Origin of the sequence: Aeromonas sp. 601039 (genome assembly GCF_049174415.1) — a bacterium.
GTDB lineage: Bacteria > Pseudomonadota > Gammaproteobacteria > Enterobacterales > Aeromonadaceae > Aeromonas > Aeromonas veronii_A.
The window spans coordinates 1-23,591 of record NZ_JAAKTL010000022.1; the positions used below are offsets into that span (position 1 = coordinate 1).

Sequence of the window (23,591 nt, forward strand, 5' to 3'; positions counted from 1 at the left end):
TCCCATGCCGAACTCAGAAGTGAAACGCGGTAGCGCCGATGGTAGTGTGGCATTCGCCATGCGAGAGTAGGACACTGTCAGGCACCTATTTAGAAGAGGCCTCCCATTCGGGAGGCCTTTTTGCATTTCTGACTTCCAAAAATCTGCCATGCCGCCGGCATTTTAGTAAAAGTGCTGGGCTATCAAGGGATTGCCCGTTACTCTTTAGCCGTTGCCGATTAACACGTGATGCTGCCAGCGAGGTATTGATGGCTACGTTGAAGGAAATTGCACAGGAAGCGGGGGTTTCTCTCGCCACGGTATCCCGGGTACTGAACGAGGATCCCAGCCTGAGCGTCAAGGAAGAGACCAAGCAGCGGATCTTCGAGATTGCCGAACGGCTGGAGTACAAGACCAGCAGCGCCCGCAAGGGGGTACACAAGAGCAAGCTGCACTTTCTGGTGGTCTATGCCTATCCCCAGAGTACCGAGGTCAACGATCCCTACTATCTCGCTATCCGTTATGGCATCGAGACCCAGAGTGCCCGCCTCAATATCGAACTGACCCATCTCTACAACTGCGGTGAAGGGCGCGAACTGAGCGCCGTGGATGGCATTCTGGTGGTCGGTACCCTCACCGCCGAGCGTCTCGTCCAGCTCAGGGCTTGTTCCAGCCAGCTGGTGTTTGTCGACTGCCGTTCACAGGGAGAGTTCGACTCGGTCGATGTGGATCTCGCCCTGATCAGCCAGCAGGTCGTCGATTACTTCATCGCGCAGGGGCACCAGCGTATCGGTTATATCGGTGGCCAGGATGAGAATCCGGATCTGCGCGAACTGGCCTTCCGGGATTATGGCCAGCGGCTGGGGGTGGTGCAGGAGAGCGATCTCTATCGTGGGGACTTCTCCAGTGCCTCCGGCTACCAGTTGGCAAAAGAGATGTTGGCCGGCGACTGGCCCAAGGCGCTGTTCGTCGCCTCCGACTCCATCGCCATCGGTGTGCTGCGTGCCATCCACGAGAAGGGACTGGCGATTCCCCAGCAGATCGAGCTTATCAGCGTCAACGATATTCCGACCGCCAAGTTCACCTTCCCACCGCTCTCTACGGTGCGGATCCACTCCGAGTTGATGGGCTCCCAGGGGGTCAATTTGCTGGTTGAGCGGCTGCGAGACGAGCGGGATATTCCCCTTCGGGTGCTGGTGCCGAGCAAGTTGACCCTGCGTGGCACTACTCGCTGATTTTAGTAAAATATTCTGCTTTTTAGTCGCGCCATCTTGCGGTGGTGCGACACCTCTCCCAAGCAAACCTCTTTCCCATATCATCCAGTAACTTCATATCATATTGTTTTATAGTTGATTTTATTGCTAATCAGCCAACTCTTATCAACATCCATGCCACTCATCCATATCTTGCCCTCCTTTATCTCCCGCTTCTGATCTCGCTCACAAAACCATCTGTTCATTGTGATCAGGTTAAAACTTTACCAACCTAAAGCTGATATTTAGTAAATATTTATCTAGAGTTTACCCAGTTAACGTTGCCTTGTTCCGGGAGGACATGTGAATAACTGGGAAAACGTCCAATTCGTTGGTGAAAACAGGCTGGCCCCTCGCGCCTACTTCTTCTCTTATGCCGACCACGCGCTGGCGGCCACCATGCAGCGCGAGCTGAGCCGCCGTTTTCTGAGCCTTGGCGGCCAGTGGCAGTTCCACTACTTCGACCACCCCCTGCAGGTACCCGAGGCCTTCTATCACAGCCCCATGAGCGAGTGGGGCCAGACCACCGTGCCCAACATGTGGCAGATGGAAGGGCACGGCAATCTGCAGTACACCGACGAGGGTTTTCCCTTCCCCATCGACGTGCCCTTCGTGCCGACCAACAACCCCACCGGCGCTTATCAGCGCAGCTTCACGCTGAGCCCGGCTTGGGACGGCGAGCAGGTGATCATCAAGTTTGACGGGGTGGAGACCTACTTCGAGGTCTATGTGAACGGCCACTACGTCGGCTTCAGCAAGGGCAGCCGTCTCACCGCCGAGTTCGATATCAGTGCCTACGCCAAGGTTGGCGAGAACCTGTTGTCGGTGCGGGTGATGCAGTGGGCTGACTCCACCTATATCGAAGATCAGGATATGTGGTGGATGGCGGGGATCTTCCGCGACGTCTATCTGGTGGGCAAACCGGCCGCCCATGTGCAGGACTTCTTTATCCGCACCGCGCTGACTGATGACAACCAGAGCGCTACCCTGAGCTGCGATATCCAGCTCGAGAACCTGGGGGCGGCCGCCCGTGATCACCGTCTGGTCTGGTCGCTGCTGGATCAAGGCCGCGAGATCGCCAGCGGTTCGCTCGATCATCTCGCCATCGACGGCAAGTGTGATTGCCGCTTCACGCTGGATCTGGCCAATCCCCATCTGTGGAGCGCCGAAGATCCTTACCTCTACCAGCTGCAACTCTCCCTCTACAACGGTCAGGGCGAGCTGCTGGAAGTGATTCCGCAGCGGGTCGGGGTGCGTGAAATCAAGGTCAAGGATGGCCTCTTCTACGTCAATGGTCACTACCTCAAGCTGCACGGGGTGAACCGTCACGACAACGACCACCTCAAGAGCCGTGCGGTCGGCATGGATCGTGTTGAACGCGATATCGTGCTGATGAAGCAGCACAACCTCAACTCGGTGCGCACCGCCCACTACCCGAATGACCCGCGCTTCTACGAGCTGTGCGACCAGTACGGTCTGTTTGTGATGGCGGAGACCGACGTGGAGACCCACGGCTTTGCCAACGTCGGTGATCTCAGCCGCATCACCGATGACCCCTTCTGGGAGCCGGTGTTCGTGGATCGCATCGAACGCCACGTGCACGCTCAGAAGAACCACCCCTCCATCATCATCTGGTCGCTCGGCAACGAGTCCGGCTACGGCTGCAACATCAGAGCCATGTACCAGCGCTGCAAGGCGATCGACCCGACCCGGCTGGTGCATTACGAAGAGGATCGCGATGCCGAGGTGGTGGATGTGGTGAGCACCATGTATTCGCGCGTCTCCCAGATGAACTGCTTCGGCGAGTTCCCGATGGCGAAGCCGCGCATTCTCTGCGAATACGCCCACGCCATGGGCAACGGCCCGGGTGGCCTCAGCGAATACCAGCAGGTGTTCGACCGTCATCCCCACATTCAGGGCCACTACATCTGGGAGTGGTGCGATCACGGCATTCTGGATCAGGACGAGCAGGGACGCCCCGTCTACAAGTACGGCGGTGACTACGGCGACTACCCCAACAACTACAACTTCTGCATGGATGGCCTCATCTATCCGGATCAGACCCCGGGGCCGGGCCTGCGTGAATACAAGCAGGTGATCTGCCCGGTCAAGGTGCGGGCTCTGGATCTGGCGAGCGGCAAGCTGGAAGTGGAAAACCGCTACTGGTTCTCCACTCTCGACGATATCCGCCTGCTGGTCGAGGTGAAGGCCGAGGGAGAACTGCTGGCCAGCCAGCAAATCCGGTTGGAAGGGGTGGCTCCCGGCGCCACCACAGAGCTGCAACTCGAGCTCCCCACTCTCGATGGGCGGGAAACCTTCGTCCAGCTGCGGGTCATCAAGGCCACCGCCACCCGCTATAGCGCGGCGGAACACGAGCTGGGCCAGTACCAGTTCCAACTGAAGGCATCGACTCGCCAGCTGCGACCCTTTGCCAATCCCAACGCTACCCCGTTGCAGATTGCCGACGAGCGCCTCGCGCTGACCTTGAGCGGCAGCGGCTTTGCCCTGCGCTTCTCGCGCCTCGACGGCAAGCTGGTTAGCTGGCAGCAGGATGGTATCGAGCTCATCGAGCGAGCCCCACGCCTCACCTTCTTCAAGCCGATGATCGACAACCACAAGCAGGAGTACGAGAGCCTGTGGCACCCGAACCACCTGCAGATCATGCAGGAGCACTTCCGCACTCTGAGCTGGCGTCAGCTGGGCGAGGCGGTCGAGGTGACGGTGGAGAGTCTGATCGCGCCGCCGGTGTTCGATTTCGGCATGCGCTGCCGCTACGTCTACACCCTGAGCCCGAATGGCCAGCTGCATGTGGCCCTCTCCGGTCAGCCCTACGGCGGTTATGACGACATCATTCCCAAGATCGGCTTCGAGCTGGGCATTCGTCAGGATCTCGACCGGGTGCACTACTACGGCATGGGGCCGGGTGAAAACTATCAGGACAGCCGCCAGAGCAACTGGATCGACAACTTCCAGAGCACAGTCGGCGAGATGTGGGAGCACTACCCCTTCCCGCAAGACAACGGCAACCGCCAGCAGGTGCGCTGGGCGACCCTGACCAACCGCCACGGCGCCGGTCTCTACGTCCGGCCCGATGCCCCCATCAACCTGAGCGTCTGGCCCTACAGCTGGGAGCATATCCACGCGGCGCAGCACATCAACGAGCTGGAACCCTGCGGTTATCTCACCCTCAATCTGGATCACAAGGTGCTGGGGCTGGGCTCCAACTCCTGGGGCTCCGAGGTGCTGGACTCCTGGCGGGTGCGCTTCGAGCCGTTCAGCTTCGGCCTGACCCTGCTGCCCATCGCCCGTGGCAACCTCAATCCGGCTGCGCTGGCCGGGCTCGATCTCACCATCAACGGCGGGAGGAACCTCGCATGATCACCCTGGACAACCTGACCCTGTTCAAAAACATCTACCGGGAGGGCAAGAAGTGGGGCCGCTGCGTGGAGGCCATCAACAACCTGCCGAACCTCAAGCCCGGCATCTGCCACTCCATCGGTGACTCCCTCACCTACCGCTTGCAGGAGGGGGCCAGCCCGGCCACCTCCCTGTTCGAGGGGCAGCGCCGCTATTTCGACGTCCACTACTACCTGGAAGGGGAAGAGACAGTGGAGTGGGCTGCCAAGAGCGAGCTGGCGGTCGAGCAGGCTTATGACGACACCACCGACCGCGAGTGGCTGGCAGGCGAGGTGCGTGAGCGCCAGAAAGTCGGCAACGGTCAGGTGGTGATCTTCGAGAACGATGAAGCCTACCGGTTCGTCGGTGATGCGCCGGTGCGAAAGGTGATCATCAAGGTCACCGTTGAAGGCGGCTACTTCAAGAACAAATAACAAGCCGCCGGTTCTGCACTGACAAAAGCCTGAAGGGCGGGGCTCACCCTACAAATCATGCCCCGCCCTTTCGCTGAGATAACTACAGGTCTGGAGATGCACCATGTCTGATTCCAAACGCAATACGATAGGCAAGTTTGGTCTGCTGTCGCTCACTTTCGCGGCGGTATTCAGCTTCAACAACGTCATCAACAACAACATCGAGATCGGTCTGGCCTCCGCCCCGATGTTCTTTCTGGCCACCATTTTTTACTTCATTCCGTTCTGCCTGATCATTGCGGAATTTGTGTCGCTGAATAAGAACTCCGAAGCGGGGGTTTATGCCTGGGTGAAGAGTTCCCTTGGCGGTCGCTGGGCCTTTATCTCGGCCTACACCTACTGGTTCGTGAACCTCTTCTTCTTCACCTCGCTGCTGCCGCGGGTTATCGCCTACGCCTCCTATGCTTTCCTCGGTTACGAGTACATTCTCACCCCGGTGGCGACCACGGCATTGAGCATGGTGCTGTTTGCCTTTGCCACCTATGTCTCCACCAACGGCGCCAAGATGCTCGGCCCCATCACCTCGGTGACCTCGTCCCTGATGCTGCTGCTGACCCTCTCCTACATCCTGCTGGCAGGTGCGGCACTGGTGGGCGGTGTGCAACCGGCCGACCCCATCACGGTAGAGGCCATGATCCCCGATTTCAGCTGGGCCTTCCTCGGCATCACCACCTGGATCTTTATGGCAGCCGGTGGCGCCGAGTCGGTGGCGGTCTACGTCAATGACGTGAAGGGCGGCTCCAAGTCCTTCGTGAAGGTGATCATCATCGCCGGGATCTTTATCGGCGTGCTCTACTCCATCGCCTCGCTGTTGATCAACGTGTTCGTGCCGAGCGGCACCCTGAAATATACCGGCGGCTCGGTGCAGGTGTTTGAAGGGCTGGCAGCCTACTTCGGCCTGCCGGAGATCCTGATGAACCGCTTCGTGGGTCTGGTCTCCTTCACCGCCATGTTCGGCTCCCTGCTGATGTGGACGGCGACCCCGGTGAAGATCTTCTTCTCCGAGATCCCGGCCGGCATCTTCGGCAAGAAGACGGTCGAGCTGAACGAGAACGGCGTGCCCGCCCGTGCAGCCTGGATCCAGTACCTCATCGTGCTGCCGCTGATGGTGATCCCGACCCTGGGTTCCAACACCGCGCAGGATCTGATGAACACCGTCATCAACATGACCGCTGCCGCTTCCATGCTGCCGCCGCTGTTCATCATGCTGGCCTACCTCAATCTGCGCCTGAAGCTCGACCACCTGCCGCGGGAGTTCAAGATGGGTTCGCGCACCACCGGCATCGCCGTGGTCTCGGTGCTGATCGCCATCTTCTCGGTGGGCTTCCTCGCCTCCACCTTCCCGACCGGCGCCGACATCATGACCATCATCTTCTACAACGTCGGTGGGATCGTGATTTTCCTCGGCTTCGCCTGGTGGAAATACAACAGATACGAGGCCTCCCTCAGCGCCGAAGCGCGTGCCAAAGAGGCCCAGCCGGCAGCGCAGGTTGCCATGCAGACGCCATAGGTACTGCATTGAATTCCAATCAAACCGGGTGGCCGTTGGCCACCCGCAAACCGTTGAACCAGAAAAGGAAAAGAGCATGAGCGAGACGATCGAGTTTGCCGAATTCAAACGGGTCGAGATGAAGGTGGGCAAGGTGCTGGAGGTGGTGCGCCACCCCGGGGCCGACAAACTCTACATCGTCCAGATCGACGTGGGGGGCGAGCGGCCGCTGCAGACCGTCACCAGTCTGGTGCCCTACTACAGCGAAGAGGAGCTGATGGGCAGCGAGGTGGTGGTGCTGACCAACCTCAAGCCCACCAAGATGCGCGGCGAGCGATCCGAGTGCATGTTGCTCTGCGCCGAGACCCCGGACGAGAGCCAGAGCGTGCTGTTGCAGCCCCGGGTGCCGATGGCGCCGGGCACTCCGATCGTCTGAATGGTATTGCGAGCCGGCGCGGGAGACTGCACCGGTTCACCAACGAGGCCGCCCACGCGGCCCGATCATAACAAGAGAGTAAAGCGCGGGGCCGACAGACCCTTGCCGAACACATCACAGAGTCACAGCGTTCCCCGCAGGGAGCGCGAGTCCACTGGAGGACATCATGTCTGAATCCGTACGCGGCACCATAGGCAAGTTTGCCCTGTTGTCGATGACCTTTGCCGCCGTGTTCAACGTGCGCAACATCGTCAACAACAACATCGAGCTGGGGCTCAGCTCCGCCCCCATCTTCCTGCTGGCGACCATCGTCTACTTCATCCCGTTCGTCTTCATCATCGCCGAGTTCGTCTCGGCCAATAAAAACTCCGAGTCGGGGATGTACGACTGGCTGAAAAAGCCGCTCGGCACCCGGATGGCCTATCTGGGCTCGTTTCTCTACTGGTTCGTGAACCTGTTCTGGTTCGTCTCCCTGCTGCCCAACGTCATCGCCTACGCCTCTTACGCCATGCTGGGCTATGAGTACAGCTTCTCCCCCATGGTCACCTCGATCATCTCCATCGTGCTGTTTGCGGCGGCGACTCACATCTCCACCAAGGGGGCGAGCTGGCTTGGCAAGATTGCCGAGATCGTGGCCTACGGGGTGTTTGCCCTGTTCGCCATCTATGTGCTGGGCGCCCTGATGGCTCTGAGTGGCGATCATGTGCCGGCCCAGCCCATCACGCTGGAGGCAATGACTCCCACCGTCAACTGGGCGACCCTCGGCATCATGTGCTGGATCTTCCAGGCGGCGGGCGGTGCCGAAACGGCAGCGGCCTACCTCAATGATGTGAAGGGGGGCCAGAAGTCCTTCATCAAGGTGATCATCAGTGCCGGTATCGTCATCGGTGCCATGTATGCGGTAGGTTCTCTGCTGGTGAACGTGTTCGTGCCGCGCGAGAGCCTCACCTATGCCGGCGGCATGGTGGAGATCTTCACTGGCATGGCCCAGTACTTCGGGCTCTCCGAGGCGCTGGTGGGCCGCTTCGTCGGCGTGGTGCTGTTTATCGCCATGTTCGGCTCCATGATGATGTGGACCTCGGCGCCGGTGAAGATCCACTTCTCCGAGATCCCGCAGGGGGTTTACGGCGAGAAGACCACCCAACTCAACAAGCACGGCGTGCCGGTGCGCGCCGCCTGGTGGCAGTTTGTCTTCGTGTTCGCGATGCTGGTGGTCAACGGCTTCGGCTCCGAGTCGGTGCAGCAGATGATGAACACTGCCATCAACCTCACCGCCGGTACCGCCATGCTGCCGCCGATCTTCATCATGGTGGCCTACTTCGTGTTCCGCTGGAAACATGACGACACCCCCCGCGACTTCCGCATGGGGTCGCGCAAGTTCGGGATGAGCGTGGTGTCGGTGCTGATCGCCATCTTCGTGGTGAGCATGAGCGCCTCCGCCTTCCCGGCCGGGGTGGATCTGGTGCGTGCCTTCTTCATCAACGTCTTTATGACCGCGGTCTTCTCGGCGCTGGCCTATTGGTGGATCTCCCGCTTCGAGAAGCGGCAGGCCCGCAAGCTCGCCGGTAATGAGAAGAAAACCGGCAACGGCAAGCTGGCCAGCCAGCGCTGATCGGCTGAGCGAAAAAGCGGGACGGGCGGCTTGGGTCGCCCTTTTTTTTATCCATTTAGCCCCGGTTTGGCGCTATCTGGCCGCGGGTCAGCAACTTCCGCTATTCGACAAAGCAAAGGCGTTAAGCATTGATGAACAATTAACCGCAGCACAACGTTGCGCCTCTCCGTTATCGGGGTAAGCTGGAGGTTCGTTTTAGCGGGAGGTGCCAGACATCTCCCGCTCTGTTTCTTATCCTCCCCAATCCTGACTGTCGCCATGGCTGCAGGATGCCCTTCTGATGGAGACCTTTCGTGCGTCTGGATCCCTTTACTGTTGTGCTGATTGCGGTGGTCACCCTGGCCTCCCTCTTTCCCTGCGAGGGGCAGGTGGCCGTCTGGTTCGGTCTGCTGACCAAGCTGGCGGTGGCGCTCTTGTTCTTCATGCATGGCGCCAAGTTGTCGCACCAGAACCTGCTGGCGGGCCTCGGTCACTGGCGGCTTCATCTGGTGGTGATGCTCAGCACCTTCGTGCTCTTTCCGCTGCTCGGGCTGCTGCTCACCCCGCTGGTGCCCAGCTGGCTGAGCCCGACCATCTACCTCGGCTTCCTCTATCTCTGCGCTTTGCCAGCCACCGTGCAGTCGGCTATCGCCTTTACCTCGATGGCAGGGGGCAATGTGTCGGCGGCGGTGTGCAGCGCCTCGGCCTCCAGCATCCTCGGCATCTTCCTCTCGCCGGTGCTGGTGGGGATGATGATCCACGTGCAAGGGGAGGGGATCGACACCTGGCACTCCATCCAGTCCATCATGATGCAGCTGATGCTGCCGTTCGTGGTGGGCCACCTGTCGCGTCCGCTCATTGGCCGCTGGGTCGACAGCCATCGGCCGCTCATCGGCAAGCTGGATCAGAGCTCCATTCTGCTGGTGGTCTACGTCGCCTTCAGCGAGGCGGTGGTGCAGGGGATTTGGCATCAAGTAGGCTGGTACGATCTGGCCAGTATCGTGCTGCTGAGCTGCATCTTGCTGGCGTTGGTGCTCTGCTGGAACGTCTGGATCAGCCGCCGCCTCGGCTTCGACAAGGCGGACGAGATCACCATCGTTTTCTGCGGCTCGAAAAAGAGCCTCGCCAACGGGGTGCCGATGGCCAACGTCATGTTCCCGGCCGCCAGCGTCGGTGTCATGGTCTTGCCACTGATGATCTTCCACCAGATCCAGCTGATGGTCTGCGCCGTGCTGGCGCGCCGCTATCACGAGCAGGGGCATTGATACTCGCGCCGTTTTTGCTGCCATAACAAGAGGGAGGCCCGTTGGCCTCCCTCTTCTCATCTGCATGCAGATCGGCGGACTAGCGTTTGCGCCAGACGGTCAGCTGCGCCACCGTGTGCTGGTATTTGCGGGCGGTCTCGCGGATGACGAAGGGCACATCCCGGGGCGGGCAGTGCTCCTCGAACTCCGCCGCCAGCAGCCGTTGCAGCGCCTGATAGGTGGTGAGCGCCTCGCCGTTTTCGCGAATGCCGCCGAGCCAGTTGGCGGGCGGGGTATATTCCGCCAGCCAGGTATAGGGGCTGGTGAGTACCAGCAGGCCCCCGCTGCGCAGCCGGGGGGCGATATCCCGCAGGAAGCGGGCGGGCTCCCGCAGCCGGTCGATCAGGTTGGAGGCGAGCACCAGATCGTAGTGGTCATATTTGGGCTTGAGGTTGCAGGCATCCCCCTGACTGAAGTGGATGCGCTCAGCCTGACTCGCCCCCAGCCCGTGGCTCGACAGGCGCGCCTCGCAATACTCCACCAGTTCACCCTCCAGCGGAATGGCGTAGCGGAAGCTGTCCTGGCTGGCGAGGGCCAGAGCCACATCGATGAAGCGGGCCGAGTAGTCCACCCCGTCCACATGCTGGAAGTGGCGGGCCAGTTCGAAGCTGGCGCGGCCGGTGGCGCAGCCGATATCCAGCGCCCGCTGGTGGTTGCTGCACAGCTCGCCAGCAAGATCAGCAAGCGTCTTGGCGTAGTTGGCTACCCCGAAGTGGCTCGGGCCGTACTGGAAGTCGAGGTACTGAGCGACCAGCGTGTCGGTTTCATAGGGATTCACGATAACGGGTTCCTGATAACGGGAGACCAGATAGCGGAAACCCGCATGCTGGAAGAAGTGACGCCGGAAGGCGTAACGGGATGATTTGAGCGCTTCGTTACCTGTGCTGATCCAGCTGCCGCCCTTGATCAGGGTGTGCTTGCCATCAAAGGTGGGGGTGGAGAAGTCGTCGTAGAGCGGGTGGATTTTAAAGCCGTCGAAGCCATCGATGGCGGTGCTGGTCCACTGCCAGACATTGCCCACCAGATCGAAGAACTCCCCTTGCGGGCAGGCATCCACCGGGCAGGAGGAGGCGAAGCGGGCCAGATTGATATTGCCGGGGGCTTTCGTCCAGTCCGGCTGATCGCCGGGTAGCTGCTCTCGCAGCAGCATCCATTCCGCCTCGCTCGGCAGCTGGATTGGCAGACCGGTGCGAGCTGCCTGCCAGCGACAGAAGGCTGCCGCCTCCAGCTGGTTGACCTCGACTGGCCAGTCCCATGGCATAGCGACCTGCTCGGTCATCAGCCGCAGCTGCAATTGTTCGGGCTCGGCGGGGTCACCCACCCAGAAGGTGGGCATCTGTGCCTTGGCGTACTGGCACCAGCTCCACCCCTCCTCATCCCACCACTGTTGCTGGCCATAGCCGTCCGCCTGGACGAAGGCGAGGTACTCGGCATTGCTCACCAGCATGCGGCTGGCCTGAAACGGGGCCAGCTCGATCTGGCGCTCGCCATATTCGTTGTCCCAGCCGTAGGTGGCGTCCCGCTTGCCAAGGCGCACCTTGCCGCCAGCCACCGGCAGCAGGCTGTTGGCGGGCACCTGGTCAATGCGGTGGCGGGCTTCGGTGCAGGCGGGCCAATAAGGCTGCGGTCGCACCCAGGCGAGCGGCAGCTGGCGGATCAGCACGCTGGAGGTTTCGAGGTGGATGCGCTCGTGCTCTATCCCCATCAGGATCACCCAGGCCGGGCTTTGCCAGTCGATGGGCAGGGTGAGCGGCATCTGGCGGATGAAGTCGCACACCAGCGAACGGACTTTGGCCCGATAGCTGCGCAGCTCGCTGACCTTGGGCCAGTCGTAGTGGGTCTCGTCCAGATCGTCCCAGCTCATCTCGTCCACCCCGATGGCGACCATGGCCTCGATGCGGGCATCCAGCCGCTGATCGATCAGGCGCGCCGCCAGCAGCTTGTTGATAAAGAAGGCGGCGGTGTGGCCGTAGTAGAAGATGAGCGGGTGGCGCAGCGGGATCGCCTTGTTGAACCAGGCCCGCTCATCGGCCAGACAGTCGAACAGCGAATCGTAGAGATCGAAGGTCTGGCAGAAGTAGGCGAGCAGCTCGCGCCGTTTCTGCTCGGGATCGCTGCCGGTCAGCAGCGGGGTGCGAGTCGGTTCCGGCAGACCGGTGGCGGTGGCATAGAGAGGGCTTGCTTGGGTCACGCTCTGACTCCTTGTTGGCAGTGAAGACTGACAAGACAGTGGTAATGAGATTACCGCAATGGAGAGCTTGGTACGCACGAAGTATCACTATTGGCTCAACAGACCGGCAGGGCAATTAAAAACTTCCACGGGCTGTCAGCATAGTGACCGGCAGGACGACCCGCCAATCAGCCACAATCATATCCGTTCGAGAATGGTTATTTTCACCAAAATATGGTCTAAATGGCTCTCTAAATTCTTCACTCTGTTCTGGGTGAAATAGTTATTTCCTTTTGAATCATAATGTTAATTTTTGGCTCACGCTTTGCAGAGCATGAAAACCAATTGGCCCTGGATGGCCAACACATAAAAGGAGGAGAGTAGTGATGAAATGGATGATGGTTGTCATGTTGATGGTTGGGCTCAGTGGGTGTCACTGGCTGGATCAGACCAGAGTGACCGGCGCGGGGGCTGTGGTCGAGCGCCAGCAGGCGCTCGGTGACGGGGTGACCCGGGTGCTGGCGGGGGTGCCTGCCACCCTCCATCTGGTCGCGGGGGAGCCGCGCGGCATCCTGATCAAGGGGCAGGAGAACCTGCTGCCCTATCTGGTGCTGACCGAGAGCGGCGACAAGCTGGAGATCGAGGTGAAGGAGGGTTACCGGCTCGATCCTACCGAGCCGCTGGAGCTGACCATCACCTTGCCGGTGTTGAACGAACTGGCATTGGCCGGGACCGGTAACGGCGATCTGAGCGGCTTCAAGGGCGATGAGCTAGTGCTGTCGGTGGCCGGTACCGGTGACATCGTCGCCAGTCAGCTGGAGCTGAAACGGCTGGAAGGGAATATCGCTGGCACCGGCAGTCTGGAGCTGGGCAGCGGTTCGGCACAGGCCATCGAGCTGAACATTGCCGGCTCTGGTGATGTGCTCGGGAGCGAGATGCGCGGCAACGAGGTAGAGGTCAATATCGCCGGCAGCGGTGATGTGGCGGTACGGGCGCAGGAGACGCTGAAAGTCGGCATCGCCGGTTCAGGCAACATCGCCTACTGGGGCGATCCCAAGGTGGAGCAGCAGATCGCAGGCTCCGGCGGAGTGACCCGCGCGGGCAGCTGATATCAACCGATCACCACAACTGAAACAGGCCCGCAACGGGCCTGTTTTGATCAGAGGTGGCGGGCGTGAAAGCGCAGGTGCGCCTCGATAAAGCTCGCCACGAAGTAGTAGCTGTGGTCATAGCCTTCGTGGCTGTTGAGCTCCAGCGGCCACCCCTTGCTGGCGGCCACCTCGGCCAGCGCATCGATATGCAACTGCTCGGCGAGGAAGGGATCATCCAGCCCCACATCTACCAGGGTGGGCAGCGGCGTGACCGGCTGGTGGCGCAGCAGCTGGCAGGCATCCCACTCCTGCCACAGCAGAGGATTGCTGCCAAGATATGCCCCGAGCGCCTTCTGGCCCCAGGGGCTGCGGCTAGGGTGGCAGATCGGGCTGAACGCCGAGACCGAGCGGTAGCGACCCGGCTCTCGCAACGCGGCGATCAGCGCACCGTGACCGCCCATGGAGTGGCCGCTGATAGCGCGTCGGGTCGAGACCGGGAAGTGGGTCTCTATCAAGTCAGGCAGCTCGCGGGTGACGTAGTCATACATCTGGTAGTGCGCCTGCCAGGGGCTCTGGCTGGCGTTGACGTAAAAGCCTGCTCCCATGCCGAGGTCATAACCGGGATCGTCTGCCACCCCGTCGCCGCGGGGGCTGGTGTCCGGCGCCACCAGGGCGATGCCGAGCTCAGCGGCGATACGCTGGGCACCCGCCTTCTGCATGAAGTTCTCATCGGTGCAGGTGAGGCCGCTGAGCCAGTAGAGTACGGGCACCTTCTGGCCGGTGAGGGCCTGAGGCGGCAGATAGATGGCAAAATTCATCTCGCAGCCGAGCACGCTGGCGCTGTGGCGATAGCGCTTGTGCCAGCCGCCGAAGCTCTTGTTGCTGCTGATAATCTCCAGATTCATCGAAGGACTCCTGCACCCCGCTCGCAGTGGCGGGCGGGGTGATCATGCTCAGTAGTGGATGACGGTGCGGATGCTCTTGCCTTGGTGCATCAGATCGAATGCCTCGTTGATCTGCTCAAGCCCCATGGTGTGGGTGATGAAGTCATCGAGGCGGAACTCGCCCTGCATGTAGCGCTGCACATAGCTCGGCAGTTCGCTGCGACCGCGTACCCCGCCGAAGGCGCTGCCGCGCCAGACCCGACCGGTCACCAGCTGGAACGGACGGGTGCTGATCTCCTGACCCGCTCCGGCGACACCGATGATGACCGACTCGCCCCAACCCTTGTGGCAGCACTCCAGCGCTGCGCGCATCACCTTGACGTTGCCGATGCATTCGAAGGAGAAGTCGACGCCGCCGTCAGTCAGCTCGACGATCACCTCCTGAATCGGTTTGTCGTAATCGTTCGGGTTGATGCAGTCGGTGGCGCCCAGCTTGCGTGCCAGTTCAAACTTGCTCTCGTTGATGTCGATGGCGATGATGCGACCGGCCTTGGCCAGACGAGCCCCGATCACCGCCGAGAGGCCGATGCCCCCCAGCCCGAAGATGGCGACGCTCTCACCCTCTTTCACCTTGGCGGTGTTCATCACGGCGCCGATGCCGGTGGTGACGCCACAACCGAGCAGACAGACCTCTTCCAGCGGGGCGGCCGGGTCCACCTTGGCGATGGAGATCTCCGGCAGTACCGTGTATTCGCTGAAGGTGGAGGTGCCCATGTAGTGATAGATGGGCTGGCCATCTTTCGAGAAGCGGGTGGTACCGTCCGGCATCAGCCCCTTGCCCTGGGTGGCGCGGATCTTCTGGCACAGGTTGGTCTTGCCGGATTTGCAGAATTTGCACTCGCCGCATTCGGGGGTGTAGAGCGGGATCACATGATCCCCCACCTTGACGCTGGTGACCCCTTCGCCGACCGATTCGACGATGCCGCCCCCCTCGTGGCCGAGAATGCAGGGGAAGACCCCTTCCGGATCCTCACCGGAGAGGGTGAAGGCATCGGTGTGGCAGACGCCGGTCGCGACGATGCGCACCCGCACCTCGCCCGCTTGCGGTGGCATGACTTCCACCTCTTCGATGGAGAGGGGCTGGCCCGGGCCCCAGGCGATGGCGGCCTTACACTTGATGCTTTGAACCTGTGCCATGACGGATGTCCTTATTGTTGAGCAGGGTGAACAGAGATGAGTTCGGGCATTCAGTGTAGTTTCCCGCCGATTTGGTGATAATGAGGGCAAATCTCAAATCACTTTTACACACAGGTAATAATGTTCAGCTGGGAAGGGATCTGTGAATTTGTCAGCGTGGCGGAGCAGGGGGGTTTTACCCCGGCGGCGCGCAAGCTGGGAGTGTCGGTGGCGCAAGTGAGCCGGCAGGTGGCACAGCTGGAAGATCGGCTGCAGGCCAAGCTGCTGCTGCGTACCACCCGTCAGGTGCGACTCACTGAGCTTGGCGAGATCTACTATCGCCACTGCCGTCAGCTGCTCGATAACCTCTACGAGGCGGAGCTGGCGGTGGGGCGCCATCAGGCGGTGCCGCAGGGCACCCTGCGCATCACGGCCCCAGTCTCCTACGGCGAGAGCCGCATCGCCCCGCTGGTGAACGACTTCATGGTGCGTTTCCCCCAGCTGGAGGTGACCCTCAACCTCACCAACCAGCTGCTGGATCTGGTGCACGAAGGCTACGATCTGGCGCTTCGGCTAGGTCATCTCAAGGATTCGACTCTGGTGGCGCGCAAGCTGGCGCAGCGGGTGCCCTATGTCTGCGCCTCACCGGCTTACACCGCTCGCCACGGCATGCCCAACAGCCTCTCCGAGCTGACCCGCCACACCTGTCTGGTAGGCAACAGCGACGAGTGGCACTTCACTCTGGATGGCCGCCCCCACAGCGTGCGGGTGCGCGGCCTGTTGCAGTGCAACAGCGGCCACGCCCTGCTGGACGCGGCGCTCAAGGGGATCGGCATCATCCAGCTGCCGGACTACTACGTGAGCGACCATCTGGCCCGAGGGGAGCTGATCGAGTTGCTGCCTGAACTGCGGGCCCCGGCGGAGGGAATCTGGGCCCTCTATCCCCACAACCGCCACCTCTCCCCCAAGGTGCGGCTGCTGGTGGACTATCTGGCCGAGCGGCTGAGCGACCCTCACCAACCGGCGCTGGTGATGCCCATAGGCTAGGGCTCTCCCCAGCCGTTGACTCACCGGCGGCGGGTGACAGGTGCGATGGCCTGAAAATAAAAGAGCCCTTGAGGAATCAAGGGCTCTTTTGCAGGTAACAACCGGATAGTCAGCGACCCATCATTCGATGTTCTGGATTTGCTCGCGCATCTGCTCGATGAGGACTTTCAGCTCGACGGCGGACTGGGTCACTTCGGCGTTGATCGACTTTGAACCAAGCGTGTTCGACTCGCGGTTGAACTCCTGCATCATAAAGTCGAGACGACGGCCGCAGGCGCCACCCTTCTTCATGATCTTGTTGGTCTCGCTGATGTGCATCTCCAGACGATCCAGCTCTTCGGCTACGTCGATCTTCTGGGCCAGCAGCACGATCTCCTGCTCGATGCGGGCCGGATCCAGCTCCACCTTGGCTTCGGCCAGACGGTCGGTGAGCTTCTGGCGCTGCCACTCGATGATCTGCGGCAGGTGGACGCGCACCTTCTTCACTTCCACCTGAATACCGGCCAGACGCTGTTCGATCAGCGCCTTGAGGTTGGCCCCTTCGCTGGCGCGGGAGGCGAGAAAATCTTCCATGGTCTGGTCAAAACCGCCGAGCAGCTCGGTGGCGACCGCGTCCATGTCCTGCTCGGCGGCAGCCATGACGCCCGGCCAACGCAGTACGTCGACCGGATTGAGCTGGCCCTGACCCGCCTCTTTCATTACCCAGCTGGCGCTGTCGATGATGAGCTTGGCCAGCTCTTCATTGATATGGAGCTGGCTGGCTGCGGCCTGAGCGGCCTCGAAGCGCAGGTTGCACTCCACCTTGCCGCGCTGCAGTTTGGCGCGGAAACGCTCACGCAGAACCGGCTCCAGGCTGCGCAGTTGCTCCGGCAGGCGAATGTAGGTCTCCAGATAACGCTGGTTGACCGAACGGATTTCCCAAACGGCTGTGCCCCAGTCGCCCTTGAGTTCCTTGCGGGCGTAGGCGGTCATGCTGTGAATCATTGATTGTTCCGGGCTTGATGAAGTGTGCGGCCAGTATACTCAGCCCGGCCCTGCTCGTCAGCCGATGCCGTGGTTTTAGCGGCTGATATTTGGGGCGGGATCACTTATAATCCCCCGCCAATTTGAGCCAGCCCAGAGGTCCGTTCCATGTCACGTCCAAGCGATCGCAGTGCCGCGCAACTTCGCCCGGTTACCATTACCCGCAATTTCACCAAACATGCAGAAGGCTCAGTGCTGGTGGAGTTCGGTAACACTCGCGTGCTCTGCACCGCCAGCGTCGACACCAGCGTGCCGCGCTTCCTGAAAGGGAAGAATCAGGGCTGGGTCACCGCCGAGTACGGCATGCTGCCGCGCTCCACTCACTCCCGGATGAACCGCGAAGCGGCCTCCGGCAAGCAGAGTGGCCGCACTCTGGAGATCTCCCGTCTGATCGCCCGCTCCCTGCGCGCGGCGGTAGACCTGACTGCGCTGGGCGAGCACTCCATCACAGTTGACTGTGACGTGCTGCAAGCCGATGGCGGCACCCGCACCGCCTCCATTACCGGTGCCTGTGTGGCGCTGGTGGATGCGCTGAACTGGATGGTGGAGAAGGGCATGATCAAGCAGAGTCCGCTCAAGCAGATGATCGCCGCCGTTTCCGTCGGCATGTATCAGGGCGAAGCCATCTGCGATCTGGAGTACATCGAAGACTCCGCCGCCGAGACCGACATGAACGTGGTGATGACCGAAGATGGTCGCATCATCGAGGTGCAGGGCACCGCGGAGGCCGAGCCCTTCACCCATGAAGAGCTGCTGGAGATGCTGGCGCTCGCCAAGGGCGGCATCGCCGACATCATTGCGCTGCAGAAGCAGTCGCTCTCCTGATTTTAAAAACGCGGCATTGACCGCGTTTTTTTATACCCCCACACAAGACAACGACAAGCCAAGCAAGGAGCCAGAATGAAAGCCTACCAGCGTCAATTTATCGAGTTCGCCCTGGAGAAACAGGTCCTCAAATTCGGTGAATTTACCCTGAAATCCGGTCGTAAAAGCCCCTACTTCTTCAACGCCGGTCTGTTCAACAGCGGCCGCGATCTGGCCCGTCTCGGCCGCTTCTATGCCGCTGCTCTGATGGATGCCGGCATCGAGTTTGATGTGCTGTTTGGCCCGGCCTACAAGGGGATCCCCATCGCCTCCGCCACCGCCGTGCAGCTGGTGGAGCAGCACGATGTGGATGTGCCCTGGTGCTTCAACCGCAAGGAGGCCAAGGATCACGGCGAGGGCGGCAATCTGGTGGGCAGCCCGCTCAAGGGTCGCATCATGCTGGTGGACGACGTTATCACTGCCGGCACAGCCATCCGCGAATCCATGGATCTGATCCAGGCCAACGGCGCCTCGCTGGCCGGCGTGCTGATCGCGCTGGATCGTCAGGAGAAGGGCAAGGGCGAGCTCTCCGCCATTCAGGAGGTGGAGCGTGACTACGGCGCCCACATTATCGCCATCATCCAGATGAGCGACCTGATCCAGTATCTGGAAGAGAAGCAGGCCGAGCAGCCGGAGCTGGCGGCGCAACTGGCGGCCATGAAGGCTTACCGCGCCCAGTACGGTATCTGAGTCGCAGTTCACACCGCACAATAGTTGAAGGCGGCGCCCGTTGGCTCTCTGGCAGCAAACGGGCGCCGTTTTTTCATCTGCAAAAAGTGGATCATGTGGCTTGAGTTTACCCTTACAGTAAAGGTTATGGTTTGCCAGTCGGCGTTTTGTTGTGCCGACGGGTTCCGGGGAGGAACAACATGACCACTCATCTTCAATCACCCATTCATCTGCAGTTGCCGCTCAGCGGCATGAGCTGCGCCAACTGCGCAGGCCGTATCGCGGCCAGTCTCAACAAACTCGACGGGGTATCGGCCACCGTCAACTTCGCGCTGGAGCAGGCGGCCATCGAGCTGGCCAGCCCCGATCGCCTGCCTGCGGTGCTCGACAGCATCAAGAGTCAGGGTTACGACTACGGCAGCGAGACCTTTTTGTTCCAAATTACCGGCATGACTTGTGCCGGTTGTTCGGCTCGGTTGAACAAGATGCTGGCCGCGCTGCCCGGCGTTATCTCGGCCGAGGTCAATTTCTCTATCGAACAGGCCCGCATCGTGCTGGTCCCCGGGATGCAGACGCCCGCCGCTTTGCGCGAGCAGATCGAAGCGCTCGGCTTTGGCGCCCAGCTGGCACAAGGCTCGGCCAGCGGCCGCCGCCAGCAGTTGCTGGAGCGGGAAGCGCAGGAGGCCGCCACAGCCCGTCAGGCTCAAACCCGGGTCATCGTCTCGGCTTTGCTGACGTTGCCGCTGCTGGTGGGGATGCTGGCCATGGCCGGACTGTTCCCCTGGCATCTACCCGCCTGGCTGGAGCTGGTGTTCGCCACCCCGGTGCAGTTCTGGATCGGGGCCCGTTTCTATCGCGGCGCCTGGCTTGCCATCAAGAATCGCGCAGCCAATATGGATGTGCTGGTGGCCACCGGTACCAGCGCCGCCTACTTCTACAGCCTCTATCTGCTGCTGACGTTGGGGATGGCCGCCAGCGGCAAGCTCTATTTCGAGGCGAGCGCCATCATCATTACCCTGATTTCGTTGGGAAAACTGCTGGAGGCGAGAGCCCGCCGCAGCACCCAGTCCGCTATTCGCGAACTGATGGCGCTGCGGCCGGAAACCGCCACCGTCTGGCGTGGCGAGAACTGGCAAAGCGTCGCCATCGACGAGGTGCTGCGCGGCGATCGGCTGCGGGTGCTGGTGGGTGAGCGGGTGCCGGTGGATGGCAGAATAGTGAGCGGCGCCAGCGAGCTGGACGAGTCGATCCTCACCGGTGAGAGCCTGCCGGTGCCGCGCAGTGTGGGCGACAAGGTGCTGGGCGGCGCTATCAACCGCTCCGGCGTGCTGGAGATTGAAGCCACTACCGTGGGGGAGGACTCCAGTCTCAGCAAGATCATCGCACTGGTGGAGAGTGCCCAGATGGGCAAGGCGCCGCTGCAACAGTTGGTGGACAAGGTCTCCGCCGTGTTTGTGCCGGTGGTGATGGTCATCGCTCTGTTCACCCTGCTGGTGTGGTACGCCATCAGCAATGACTTCGGTCAGGCGCTGCTGGCAGCGGTGGCGGTGCTGGTGATCGCCTGTCCCTGCGCCCTCGGGTTGGCGACCCCGGCCGCCATCGTCACTGGCACCGGGGTAGCGGCGCGCCACGGTATTCTGATCAAGGATGTCGATACCCTGCAGAAGGCCCACGCCATCAAGGCGCTCATCTTCGACAAGACTGGTACCCTGACCCAGGGGCGGCCGGTGCTGGCCAGCTGGAGCGGCAACGACGAGCAACTGCGCCTCGCTGCCGCCCTGCAGCAGGCGAGTGAACACCCGCTGGCGCTGGCCATGCGCGAGGCGGTCGGCAAAGAGGCTACGCTGCCCCAGCCGGAGGCGGTGGAAGTGCGGGTCGGGGCCGGTATTGTCGGTCAGGTAGCGGGTCACACAGTCGCCATCGGTAATGGCTCCCTGCTGGCCCAGCTCGGGATTGAACCGCCGCAACAGGATGAACAAGCCGCCGATGGCGCGACCCGGGTTTGGGTGGCCATCGACGGCACGGTGGCTGGTATCGCCGCACTGGCCGATACCCTGCGCCCCGAGAGCCCGGAAGCCATCGCCACCCTGCGCCAGCGCGGTATCGCCAGCTGGCTGGTGAGTGGCGATGCACCGGCGCCGGTGGCCCATATTGCCGCCAAGCTGGGGCTGGACGGGGCCTTTGACTCCGTGCTGCCAGCGGGCAAGGTGGAGAAAGTGGAGGCGCTGCGGGCGCAAACCCGCGGGCTGGTGGCCATGGTGGGGGACGGGGTGAACGATGCCCCGGCGCTGGCGGCGGCGGACGTCGGCATCGCCATGGGCTCCGGCTCCGACGTGGCGATGGAGACCGCCGCCATCACCCTGATGCGATCCGACCCGCGGCTGGTGGCCGATGCCATCGACATCTCGGCGGCGACCTGGCGCACCATACAGCAGAATCTGTTCTGGGCCTTCGTGTTCAACATCATCGGCATTCCGCTGGCGGCGCTGGGCTACCTCAGCCCCGAGCTGGCGGGGGCGGCCATGGCCCTGAGCAGCATTACCGTTTTGAGCAATTCCCTGTTATTGAAACGCTGGCAGCCCAGGGCGGCGCACGGGCCAGCATCCAACCCGATCAGTAAGGAGGCATAAATGAACATCAGCAAGGTTGCCAAGGCCACTGGGCTGACCGCCAAGACCATCCGTTATTACGAGAGCATTGGCCTCATCACAGCCCCGGTACGCAGTGACAACGGTTATCGCAGTTACACCGAGGGGGCGCTGCGCGAGCTGCGTTTCGTCAAGCGGGCGCGGGAGACCGGCTTCAATCTGGAAGAGTGTCAGGAGCTGCTGGCACTCTATCGGGACGAACACAGAACCAGCGCCCAGGTGAAGAAGCTGGCGCAGGAGAAGATCGTCGATCTGCGCGCCCGCATTGCCGGTTTGCAGGCCATGCTTACCTCCCTGGAAGGGTTGGTTTGCTGCTGCCACGGGGATGAAAATCCCGAGTGCCCGATCCTCGATGAATTGGAGAAGGGGTGAGCAAGGACTCACCTGCCAGCGCAGAAGAAATCGTTATTGATTGATTAACTTCTTAATAAGCGGCGCTTTATTGTTGCGGGTCAGGGGGTAATGGTAGACTGCTCGGCTCTTGTACAGGAGTACTCAGTTGACCCAGAGTGTGACACGTCAGGTTAAGCAGGCCATTATGGCCCAGCTCTATACCCATGCATCGTTCAGTCTCCCCTGTTTGGGCGTGTTGGCATTTGGCTGGAGTCTGCTGTTTCACGACTATCTACCCGCCATCGAAGCGCTCGGTTGGCTGGCAGGCACTTTCCTGTGGCTACTGGGTCGGGGCTGGCACCTGCGCTGGCGCCGAGCCCGCCTGCACCAGACGCCGTTGCCGGTGCTGGAGCGGGAGCTCTTTATCGGAGCCACCATCACCTCCATCATCTGGGCCCTCGGGGTGCTGCTCTACATGGACAAGCTGCCCGATACCTACCGGGCCGCCATGATGATGCTCTCCAGTCTCATTCTTACCGGCAGCGCCATCATGCTGTTTGGCAGCCGCCGCACCCTCTATGGTTCCGCCCTGCCGCTGGGCATGGCGATGCTGTTCGAGCTGGGCAATGGCAACGAGCAGGAGCGGATTGTCTCCTGCATGCTGGCGGGCTATCTGTTTGTCTTTCTGCCGACCCTGTTGCGCCGGATGCGGCGGGATCAGATCGCCTCGCTCCACCACCGTTTCTCCAACGCCGAGCTGGTGGCCGAACTGAAGGCGGTCTCCGAGCATTTGCGTCTCACCTCCCGCCTCGACGGCCTGACCGGCATCGCCAACCGCGCCCATCTCGACGACTCTCTGGAGCGGGCCTGGCGGCGCTGCCATCGCGCCCGGGCGCCGTTGTCGCTGGTGCTGGTGGATGTGGATTACTTCAAGCAGTTCAACGATCTCTACGGCCATCAGCTGGGGGATGACTGTTTGCAACAGGTGGCTGGCTTGCTGGCCGAGGTGGAGCGGCGCGAGGACGATCTGGCGGCCCGGTACGGGGGCGAAGAGTTCGCCTTGCTGCTGCCCTGCACCGGCATGCAGGGGGCACTGCAGGTGGCCGACAATGTGCGGCAGGCGCTCAAGGAGCTGGCCATCCCGCACCAGAAGTCACTGGTCTCCGGTCGGGTCACATGTAGTTTTGGTGTTGCGACACTGATACCGGACAACAGCATGAAAATCGCCGATTTGATCCAAAAAGCGGATGCGGCACTCTATCAGGCCAAGCATAATGGGCGGGATCGAATCGAAGTAGCCTTGATGGGTAAGGTTGCCTGAATTTAACGTGACAGATTAAAGAGGTTGTCTATGCAATGTCATCGTATCGAAGAGCTGCTGGAGTTGTTGCAGCCTGCCTGGATCAAGGAACAGGATCTCAGCCTGGTGCAGTTTGTTGCCAAACTGGCCCAAGAAGCGGGATTTGAAGGGCCTCTGTCCGAGCTGACCGACGACATGCTGATCTATCACCTCAAGATGCGGGAATCCGATAAGCAGGCGATGATCCCCGGTCTGGCCAAGGATCATGTGCCCGATTTCAAAGAGGCACTGCTCAAGGCCCGCGGAATCAAGTGAATCTTTAGCGGAAGCGCATCACCTCGGGGTGATGCGCTTTTTTGTTGCCGAAAATTGCGATCCAACCCCAATATTAGATACATCTAATCCACACAATTAGCATGCTGTTTAAGATATAATCCGCTCCATAACAAATAAGGGAGCGATGTC

General features: G+C 61.2%; 19 protein-coding genes. 15 read left to right on the forward strand and 4 right to left on the reverse strand.

Features of this window, described 5'->3' with window-relative positions; genetic code table 11:
- The first annotated feature begins 248 nt into the window (after positions 1-248).
- The 7 genes from ebgR (at position 249) to G5195_RS16315 (ending at position 9,882) form a co-directional block, all read left to right on the forward strand.
- Positions 249-1,214 carry a transcriptional regulator EbgR gene (ebgR, locus tag G5195_RS16285; RefSeq protein WP_005342046.1) on the forward strand — a complete coding sequence of 322 codons (966 nt, stop codon included), beginning with the start codon at positions 249-251 and terminating at the stop codon, positions 1,212-1,214.
- A 321-nt stretch (positions 1,215-1,535) separates the two neighbouring features.
- Positions 1,536-4,610 carry a beta-galactosidase subunit alpha gene (ebgA, locus tag G5195_RS16290; protein ID WP_421223231.1) on the forward strand — a complete coding sequence of 1,025 codons (3,075 nt, stop codon included), beginning with the start codon at positions 1,536-1,538 and terminating at the stop codon, positions 4,608-4,610.
- Positions 4,607-5,062: a beta-galactosidase subunit beta gene (locus G5195_RS16295; RefSeq protein WP_224969130.1), complete on the forward strand. Its 456-nt coding sequence runs from the start codon at positions 4,607-4,609 to the stop codon at positions 5,060-5,062. The genes ebgA and G5195_RS16295 overlap by 4 nt, the downstream gene beginning before the upstream one ends.
- 103 nt (positions 5,063-5,165) lie before the next feature.
- The gene (locus tag G5195_RS16300) at positions 5,166-6,611 is read left to right on the forward strand and encodes an amino acid permease (RefSeq protein WP_139444397.1); all 1,446 of its coding nucleotides are present in this window, start codon (positions 5,166-5,168) and stop codon (positions 6,609-6,611) included.
- A 76-nt stretch (positions 6,612-6,687) separates the two neighbouring features.
- Positions 6,688-7,026 carry a tRNA-binding protein gene (locus G5195_RS16305; RefSeq protein WP_005342042.1) on the forward strand — a complete coding sequence of 113 codons (339 nt, stop codon included), beginning with the start codon at positions 6,688-6,690 and terminating at the stop codon, positions 7,024-7,026.
- Between the two features lie 166 nt (positions 7,027-7,192).
- On the forward strand, positions 7,193-8,638 hold the full coding sequence (locus G5195_RS16310) for an amino acid permease (protein WP_216949844.1): 1,446 nt from the start codon (positions 7,193-7,195) through the stop codon (positions 8,636-8,638).
- A 293-nt stretch (positions 8,639-8,931) separates the two neighbouring features.
- A complete protein-coding gene (locus tag G5195_RS16315; protein ID WP_421223234.1) occupies positions 8,932-9,882 on the forward strand; it encodes a bile acid:sodium symporter family protein in 951 nt (316 codons plus the stop codon).
- Positions 9,883-9,961: 79 nt separating this feature from the next.
- Here the strand turns inward: G5195_RS16315 and ovoA are convergent, their stop codons facing one another.
- Positions 9,962-12,112: a 5-histidylcysteine sulfoxide synthase gene (ovoA, locus tag G5195_RS16320; protein ID WP_245132222.1), complete on the reverse strand. Its 2,151-nt coding sequence runs from the start codon at positions 12,110-12,112 to the stop codon at positions 9,962-9,964.
- A gap of 365 nt (positions 12,113-12,477) precedes the next feature.
- Between ovoA and G5195_RS16325 the strand changes: the two genes are divergently transcribed.
- Entirely contained in the window at positions 12,478-13,200 is a 723-nt protein-coding gene (locus tag G5195_RS16325; RefSeq protein ID WP_150390090.1) for a head GIN domain-containing protein, read from the forward strand.
- A 50-nt stretch (positions 13,201-13,250) separates the two neighbouring features.
- On the opposite strand, the gene fghA is transcribed toward G5195_RS16325, so the two are convergent.
- Positions 13,251-14,087: an S-formylglutathione hydrolase gene (gene fghA, locus G5195_RS16330; RefSeq protein ID WP_421223236.1), complete on the reverse strand. Its 837-nt coding sequence runs from the start codon at positions 14,085-14,087 to the stop codon at positions 13,251-13,253.
- A gap of 48 nt (positions 14,088-14,135) precedes the next feature.
- Positions 14,136-15,263: an S-(hydroxymethyl)glutathione dehydrogenase/class III alcohol dehydrogenase gene (locus G5195_RS16335; protein WP_019446200.1), complete on the reverse strand. Its 1,128-nt coding sequence runs from the start codon at positions 15,261-15,263 to the stop codon at positions 14,136-14,138.
- Between the two features lie 120 nt (positions 15,264-15,383).
- Here G5195_RS16335 and G5195_RS16340 point away from each other — a divergent pair, with 120 nt between their 5' ends.
- Positions 15,384-16,289 (forward strand): LysR substrate-binding domain-containing protein, encoded by a 906-nt coding sequence (locus G5195_RS16340; RefSeq protein ID WP_421236314.1) that lies wholly within the window; start codon positions 15,384-15,386, stop codon positions 16,287-16,289.
- Between the two features lie 120 nt (positions 16,290-16,409).
- Here the strand turns inward: G5195_RS16340 and G5195_RS16345 are convergent, their stop codons facing one another.
- Positions 16,410-17,273, reverse strand: coding sequence for a YicC/YloC family endoribonuclease (locus G5195_RS16345; protein ID WP_042031958.1), 864 nt, complete (start codon positions 17,271-17,273; stop codon positions 16,410-16,412).
- A 147-nt stretch (positions 17,274-17,420) separates the two neighbouring features.
- On the opposite strand from G5195_RS16345, the gene rph reads away from it, so the two are divergent.
- The 6 genes from rph to G5195_RS16375 all read left to right on the forward strand — a co-directional run bounded on the left by rph (position 17,421) and on the right by G5195_RS16375 (position 23,441).
- On the forward strand, positions 17,421-18,137 hold the full coding sequence (rph, locus tag G5195_RS16350) for a ribonuclease PH (protein WP_005339589.1): 717 nt from the start codon (positions 17,421-17,423) through the stop codon (positions 18,135-18,137).
- Between the two features lie 75 nt (positions 18,138-18,212).
- Complete coding sequence (pyrE, locus tag G5195_RS16355) at positions 18,213-18,866, forward strand: orotate phosphoribosyltransferase (RefSeq protein WP_010676102.1); 654 nt, start codon at positions 18,213-18,215, stop codon at positions 18,864-18,866.
- Between the two features lie 179 nt (positions 18,867-19,045).
- Positions 19,046-21,475 carry a heavy metal translocating P-type ATPase gene (locus G5195_RS16360; RefSeq protein WP_245097185.1) on the forward strand — a complete coding sequence of 810 codons (2,430 nt, stop codon included), beginning with the start codon at positions 19,046-19,048 and terminating at the stop codon, positions 21,473-21,475.
- Positions 21,476-21,865, forward strand: a complete 390-nt coding sequence (gene cueR / locus G5195_RS16365; protein ID WP_005356117.1) for a Cu(I)-responsive transcriptional regulator — start codon at positions 21,476-21,478, stop codon at positions 21,863-21,865.
- Between the two features lie 127 nt (positions 21,866-21,992).
- A complete protein-coding gene (locus G5195_RS16370; protein WP_005339596.1) occupies positions 21,993-23,147 on the forward strand; it encodes a GGDEF domain-containing protein in 1,155 nt (384 codons plus the stop codon).
- Positions 23,148-23,177: 30 nt separating this feature from the next.
- Positions 23,178-23,441, forward strand: a complete 264-nt coding sequence (locus tag G5195_RS16375; protein ID WP_005339598.1) for a YihD family protein — start codon at positions 23,178-23,180, stop codon at positions 23,439-23,441.
- The last annotated feature ends 150 nt before the right edge of the window (positions 23,442-23,591 follow it).

Bases quoted from the DNA above. Each gene is read 5' to 3' on its own strand.
- G5195_RS16325 (WP_150390090.1), top strand. From the start codon at position 12,478: ATGAAATGGATGATGGTTGTCATGTTGATGGTTGGGCTCAGTGGGTGT.
- G5195_RS16335 (WP_019446200.1), bottom strand. From the start codon at position 15,263: ATGGCACAGGTTCAAAGCATCAAGTGTAAGGCCGCCATCGCCTGGGGC.
- ebgR (WP_005342046.1), top strand. From the start codon at position 249: ATGGCTACGTTGAAGGAAATTGCACAGGAAGCGGGGGTTTCTCTCGCC.
- G5195_RS16340 (WP_421236314.1), top strand. From the start codon at position 15,384: ATGTTCAGCTGGGAAGGGATCTGTGAATTTGTCAGCGTGGCGGAGCAG.
- G5195_RS16310 (WP_216949844.1), top strand. From the start codon at position 7,193: ATGTCTGAATCCGTACGCGGCACCATAGGCAAGTTTGCCCTGTTGTCG.
- G5195_RS16360 (WP_245097185.1), top strand. From the start codon at position 19,046: ATGACCACTCATCTTCAATCACCCATTCATCTGCAGTTGCCGCTCAGC.
- G5195_RS16375 (WP_005339598.1), top strand. From the start codon at position 23,178: ATGCAATGTCATCGTATCGAAGAGCTGCTGGAGTTGTTGCAGCCTGCC.
- G5195_RS16300 (WP_139444397.1), top strand. From the start codon at position 5,166: ATGTCTGATTCCAAACGCAATACGATAGGCAAGTTTGGTCTGCTGTCG.
- G5195_RS16345 (WP_042031958.1), bottom strand. From the start codon at position 17,273: ATGATTCACAGCATGACCGCCTACGCCCGCAAGGAACTCAAGGGCGAC.
- fghA (WP_421223236.1), bottom strand. From the start codon at position 14,087: ATGAATCTGGAGATTATCAGCAGCAACAAGAGCTTCGGCGGCTGGCAC.
- rph (WP_005339589.1), top strand. From the start codon at position 17,421: ATGTCACGTCCAAGCGATCGCAGTGCCGCGCAACTTCGCCCGGTTACC.
- pyrE (WP_010676102.1), top strand. From the start codon at position 18,213: ATGAAAGCCTACCAGCGTCAATTTATCGAGTTCGCCCTGGAGAAACAG.
- G5195_RS16295 (WP_224969130.1), top strand. From the start codon at position 4,607: ATGATCACCCTGGACAACCTGACCCTGTTCAAAAACATCTACCGGGAG.
- cueR (WP_005356117.1), top strand. From the start codon at position 21,476: ATGAACATCAGCAAGGTTGCCAAGGCCACTGGGCTGACCGCCAAGACC.
- G5195_RS16305 (WP_005342042.1), top strand. From the start codon at position 6,688: ATGAGCGAGACGATCGAGTTTGCCGAATTCAAACGGGTCGAGATGAAG.